The sequence below is a fragment of the Ideonella sp. P3_A4 genome (assembly GCF_056403075.1).
The window spans coordinates 1-3,871 of sequence record NZ_JBFUGE010000569.1 but is presented as its reverse complement, the minus strand read 5'-3'; the positions used below and the strand labels follow the sequence as shown (position 1 = coordinate 3,871).

Sequence of the window (3,871 nt, the reverse complement as noted above, 5' to 3'; positions counted from 1 at the left end):
GTGGTTCGTCGGTCGATGCGACGAGGTCACCACGGACCTCGCCGCGCGGCTCGGGCTCAAAGCGTCGCGACGACACCAGGGCTCGCTGGAAGCGCTCGGCCTGCCGTGCTTCCACCGCAGGCCTTGCGACGGTGGGCGGTGGTGCGCCTTCGATGACGCGCCGTACGCGCCGGACTTCTTCGTCACTCATTGAGCCGATCTCAAGCCATCACGCGGCCCAGCGGCCGCAGCTCGACCTGGTTGCCGAGCTCCTGGTACGAGTAGACGCGCATCTGGTCCAGGCGCGACTCGATCATCTTCTTGACGTAGCGGCGAATGTCCATCGAGGTGACCACCGCGACGCCGCGTTCCGGTTGTTCGCCCGAGATGCGCAGCACCTTCTCGGTGATTGCTGCGGCGCTTTCGGGCGGCATCGCCAGGTAGTTGCCGGCCGGCGTGGGCTTGATGCACTGCCGGATCGACTGCTCGACGCTCGCATCGAGCAAGATCGCCGAGATGTAGTTGCGGCCGGCGCTGGCTTCGAAGGCGAGGTAGCGGCCCAGGTCGCCGCGGACGTATTCCGTCAGCAGCAGCATGTCCTTTTCTTTCGGGCCCCAGGTGATCAGGCTCTCGAAGATGGTGCGCACATTGCGGATCGGCACCTGCTCTTCGAGCAGCCGGCGCATCACCTCGGCAATGCGCTGGATCGGCAGGATCTTCTGCACCTCTGCGACCAGGCCCGGGTAGTCGGCGGTGGCCTTGTCGACGACCCACTGGATCTCCTGCACGCCCATGAACAGATGAGCGTTTCGCCGCAGCAGCATCATCACTTGGCGGGCCACCACCTGCTCGATGTCCAGGCAATGCGCGCGCTCGGCTTCAGGGACCTGGTCCGGCGGCAGCCACAGCGACTCGGCCATGTCGAGCACCGGCTCGTGGCGGGTGGCCATGGCGGTCAGCGGCGAGTCGGGCGACGTCAGGCACATCAGGCGCCCAGGCAAGGTGACGGCGCGCACCGGCACGTCGTTGATCAGCACCTCGAAGCGCAGGTCAGGCAACGTGGGCTCGATCCACATGCAAACGCCGGGGAAGGGCACGCCCAGCATCGACTGCAGCTGGAGCCGTTCGCGGTCCATCGCCGCGTCGAGCTGCGGAGGCTGCAGCAGTGACGCCAGATCTGCCGACATGCGAACGGCGAGCGGCTTCGAGAAGTGCGGAGCTTCGCGCATGATCGACGGCGCGTCGCCCTTGGCCCCTTCACGCTGCAGTGCCGACATCGGCGCCGACATCGCCTGGGCCTCGTTCGTCTTGCGCTGGCGCGCCAGGTAGCGGCCGGCCGCGATCAGGCCAGCGCCCAGGCCGATGAACTGCAGCGCAGGAAAGCCGGGCACCGCGGCGAATGCCAGCACGAGGGCCGCCGCGAGGTACATCGCCCGCACGTTGGCCGTCAGCTGCGCCGTGATCTCCTGGCCGAGCGAGCGCGGCTTCTTCTGGTGTTCGTCGGCGACACGGGTGATCAACACGCCGGCGGCCACGCAGATGAACAGCGACGGGATCTGCGACACCATCGCATCACCGATCGACAGCACGGCAAACCTGTTGGCCGCCTCGCCCGCGCTCATGCCGTGGTACATGATGCCGACGACGATGCCCGCCAGGATGTTGACCATCGTGATGATCAGCCCGGCAATCGCGTCGCCCTTGACGAACTTCATCGCGCCGTCCATGCCGCCGTGCATCTGGCTTTCCATGCCCAGCAACGCGCGCTTGCGGCGAGCCTCGTCGCCTGTCAGCAGCCCGGCGCGCAGGTCGGCGTCGATGCTCATCTGTTTGCCTGGCATCGCATCGAGCGTGAACCGGGCGCCCACTTCAGCCACCCGCTCGGAGCCCTTGGAGATCACGATGAACTGAACCACCGTGATGATGATGAACACGACGATGCCGACGACCAGGTTGCCGCCGACGACCAGCTCGCCGAAGCTCTCGATCAGGTGCCCGGCGTCCGCGTGCAGCAAGATGGACTTGGTCGATGCGATGTTCAGCGACAAGCGGAACAGCGTCGTGAACAGCAGCAGCGAAGGAAAGGACGACAGCGCCACCGCATTCGGTATGAACAGCGACGTCATCAGCAACAGCACGCTGGCGGTGATGTTGACCGCCAGCAGCGAATCGATCGCGACGGTGGGCAGCGGCAAGACCATCAGAGCCACGATGGCGACGACCAGCAGGCACATCGCCACGTCGTTGCCGAGCGTGCCTTGCGAATCGAACTTGAGTTTGGCCATTCGGTGGGTCCTGTCAGGCCGATGAGGCCACGTCGTTGCCCATGCGGTCGACCATGTCGACCCACCTCAGCACGGCGGCCACCGCTTCGAACAGGGCCTCCGGCACGGCGTCGTTCACGGGCACCTTGAACAACGCGCGCGCCAGCGGCGGGTTGGAGACGATCGGCACGCCGCTCGATTCGGCGATCGCGCGGATCTGCGCGGCCACGGCGTCTGCGCCTTTGCAGACGACGAGGGGCAGCGGCGTCTCTCCTGGGCGATAGCGCAGCGCCACTGCGAAGTGGGTCGGGTTCGTGACCACGACGGTGGCGGTGGGCACGTTCTGTTTCGGCCCGCCGTTGGCGATCTCGTTGGCCAGGCGCCTGCGTTGCCCCTTGACCATCGGGTCGCCTTCCATCTCTTTGTATTCGCGCTTGAGCTCGTCCTTGTCCATGCGCTGATCGCGGATGAACAGCCAACGCTGGATGGCGATGTCGACGGGCCCGATCACCACCAGCACGATGACCGAAGCGGTGAACAGCTTGTTGATGGCACTCCACGCGATCCCGGCCACGCCGTGGGATGTCTGCGTCGCGGCGCCCACCAGCAGGGGGATCAGACCGAAGGTGATCATCGCGACGACGCAGCCGACGAGCACGGCCTTGAACACCGTCTTGACGAACTCGATGATCGAGCGCATCGAGATCAGCTTCTTCAGGCCCGAGCCGGGGTTGACCTTGTCGAAGTTGGGGGTGAGGGGCTCGAAGGTGATGTTGAACCCGACCTGGGCAAACGACACGATGACGCCCGCGGCGATCGATGCCGCCACGAAGGGCAGCACGATCCAGAGGCCCTCGATGGCCATGTCGAACGCGAGCGCCTGCATGTCCGCATCGGTGCGAACCTGCAGCCCCAGCCCGCTGGAGATCGAAAACAGCGCGTTCAGATGGTCGAACGCCGCGGCGGCGCCGGCGCCGAGGCACAACGTCGTCACCAGCAAGCCGGCCGCCGCGTTGATGTCCTGGCTCTTCGGTGATTGCCCTTTCTTCTTGGCGTCGTCGAGCTTCTTCTGGCTCGGCTCTTCGGTCTTTTCACCCATGGTCGGGCGCTCCTGTCCTGTTGACTGCGCAATCTGCGTTGCGAAGACGTCGCAGCCGTGACCAGGGGCGAAGCAATGCGCTGCGGAGCGAACACGCGAGGCCCGAGATACCCGCGGTTGCACGAGGTGAGCTTTGATGAGCTTTCCATCGTGAACTCGTGAGCCTTGCGCGGCGATGAACTGCCTAGCATCACTTCGACGCCGATGTGGCGCACGAACCGAAGGAGATCGAGATGCTGCTAGTCGCGCTGACCTGTCTGCGTGTGCAGGACCTTGATGCCGATGTGGCCCGCGCGGCGCTGGCCGGCGATGTGCACGACGCGCTGCGCCTGGGCTTGGCCCGGCTGGACCGCGCGAGTGACATCGAGCTGCAGCGGCGAGCCGTGCTCGGCCAACTCATGGGGCAGCTGTTGCTGGCCACCGGGCGGGACGAACAGGCCGAAGAGTTCTTCCAGAAGCAGCTGCGGGTCTATGAGGGCATGTCGAGGTCGCAGGTACGCTGGCTGTCTTCGATGGACCGCGGCTACCT

Annotated in this window: 4 protein-coding genes; 1 reads left to right on the top strand and 3 read right to left on the bottom strand. The window is 65.8% G+C overall.

Features of this window, described 5'->3' with window-relative positions; all coding sequences use genetic code 11:
* The 3 genes from AC1DYI_RS29065 to sctU form a co-directional block, all read right to left on the bottom strand.
* On the bottom strand, positions 1–190 hold a 190-nt coding region (locus tag AC1DYI_RS29065; protein ID WP_477207597.1), incomplete at its 3' end, for a hypothetical protein.
* 10 nt (positions 191–200) lie between these two features.
* Positions 201–2,264: a type III secretion system export apparatus subunit SctV gene (sctV, locus tag AC1DYI_RS29060; protein WP_477207596.1), complete on the bottom strand. Its 2,064-nt coding sequence runs from the start codon at positions 2,262–2,264 to the stop codon at positions 201–203.
* Positions 2,265–2,277: 13 nt separating this feature from the next.
* Positions 2,278–3,342, bottom strand: coding sequence for a type III secretion system export apparatus subunit SctU (gene sctU / locus AC1DYI_RS29055; protein ID WP_477207595.1), 1,065 nt, complete (start codon positions 3,340–3,342; stop codon positions 2,278–2,280).
* Between the two features lie 233 nt (positions 3,343–3,575).
* On the opposite strand from sctU, the gene AC1DYI_RS29050 reads away from it, so the two are divergent.
* Positions 3,576–3,871: hypothetical protein (locus AC1DYI_RS29050; RefSeq protein ID WP_477207594.1), on the top strand; the 296-nt coding region annotated here is incomplete at its 3' end.